This is a genomic window from Mesorhizobium sp. M4B.F.Ca.ET.089.01.1.1 (assembly GCF_004022605.1).
In the GTDB taxonomy this organism is placed as follows: domain Bacteria; phylum Pseudomonadota; class Alphaproteobacteria; order Rhizobiales; family Rhizobiaceae; genus Mesorhizobium; species Mesorhizobium abyssinicae.
Map to the genome: position 1 here is coordinate 1 of NZ_RZOS01000738.1, position 1,801 is coordinate 1,801.

The following is a 1,801-nucleotide window of genomic DNA, read 5'->3' on the forward strand; positions in this document are numbered from 1 at the left end:
CCATTACCTGCACGGGCGGCAATGCGCCGAACGTCGTGCAGGCATACGCGGAATCGCTCTATCTAGTGCGCTCGCCGCATTTTCCGGAGGCGGAGCGCCTGTTCGAGCGCGTGAAGAGGATCGCCGAAGGCGCGGCGCTGATGACGGAAACCGCCGTTAAGGTGCAGATCATGGATGCAAACTCGAACGTTCTACTTAACAAGGTGTTGCAGGAACTCATGTACGAGAACATGAAGCGCGTCGGCGGCCCAGGCTTCGACGAGACGGATTATGCCTTCGCTGAACAACTGCAGAAGAACACGCTCACGAAGGAGGAGATCGAATCAAGCGTTGCGCTTTACGATCCTTCGCTAGCGACCAAGGTGCTGCACGACGGGCTGCTTCCTATTCCCACGCGCGAGGAAGTAATGATGGGCAGCACAGATGTGGGCGACGTGAGCTGGATCGTGCCCACGGTTCAGTGCAACACGGCCTGCTTTGCTATCGGTACACCGTTCCACACTTGGCAGCTCGTCACGCAAGGGAATCTGCCCGCAGCCCATAAAGGGATGGTGCTCGCGGCGAAGGCCATGGCCACCACGGCGGCCGATTGCCTGCGGAATCCCGATGTCATTGCCCGTGCCAAAGCAGAATTGAAAGAGCGTACCGGCGGGCGACGCTACATTTGCCCGATTCCACCGGAGGTCACCGCCGACGACCTGTCGGCTCGCCCCGCAGACCGGGTTCTGCTCGACCGTACGGCGGGTGCGGATATCGTCGGCGGCTTCATTCAGAAGCTGGAGAACCTTGCCGGGCAATCTGAAGAGGTGGTCGACCACATTGTCCTCGCACCAGAGAGCCGCTGAAGGTGGCAGCGTTTTAGTTCGTGCTGGCGCGTCCGCCAACATTCCGGGCACGCGCCCGTCGAAACCTGTTGACGACAACGCCGCCCCACTCCGGCGGAGTTCTGGGTCGAGTTAAAGAAGCAGAGGCTCATCCGCGAGAACGCGCCGACGCCAGCCTGAAGCACTTCAGGAGAAGTGTATAGCGGCTTTCCATCGGGAATTGCTAAAGAATAGGCGTTGGCGCTTCGGCGATTACCTGAAAAGCTGAACAGCTCCGGCCAAACTGTCCCCACCGACCGGACTCGTCCGGTGCGGTCGGTGTTAGTTAAGGTCTCGCGGGTACTCCTTCACCTCGCTGCGCTCGACCACCACCTCGTCGCCGTCATGGGCGATCAAGTAGGTCTCCATCCGCCAGACATGGCGAAGGGCCCGGACCGTGGCGCTCACAGCGATTCTGGCCTTCCAATTATCGCGCGAGAAAGTGTTTTCCCAGGTACAGGTGCCCTCGGCTGAGTTCGGGTCGTCCGGATTGATGCTGAAGCGGTCGACATTTCGCGCCGATTGGGTGATGCCGGTATGCGGCTGCAGAATCGTGCCGGCATCGATGAGGACCTGATGAACCGTGAGCCCTGTGATGTGATCCGTCCAGACAGACCGTTGGAAGGGTTCGGCCTCGACGAGCACCTTCTGCTCCATTGGTCGTGCGCTTTCCGGACCAGGGAAGGCGGCCAGCTTGGTATCGAGCGGCTGTGCCTCGCGCACTGGTAGGATGAGCCGGCTTGCCCCGCAATGGATCGACAAGGTTGCTTTCTCAGCCATCGGGAAGACGATGGGCCAATGGGAGGTGGCAACCGCCAGACGGATGCGCTCGCCAGCCTCGAAGCGCTGCCCGCAACATCGAAGCTTCAACAGGATCGTCTCGATCTTTCCCGCCAACATAGGCTGGATCGCCAGATCGTCATGGCGATGGCTAAGGT

The 1,801-nt window shown here is 60.5% G+C and carries 1 protein-coding gene and 1 pseudogene; one reads left to right on the forward strand and one right to left on the reverse strand.

What is annotated here, in order from left to right; translation table 11 throughout:
- A pseudogene (locus tag EN780_RS33345) lies at nucleotides 1–845 on the forward strand (hypothetical protein); the annotation flags it as partial.
- Nucleotides 846–1,145: 300 nt separating this feature from the next.
- Here EN780_RS33345 and EN780_RS33350 read toward each other — a convergent pair.
- Nucleotides 1,146–1,801 (reverse strand): CocE/NonD family hydrolase C-terminal non-catalytic domain-containing protein (locus EN780_RS33350; RefSeq protein ID WP_281035398.1); only part of this gene is annotated, 656 nt, incomplete at its 5' end.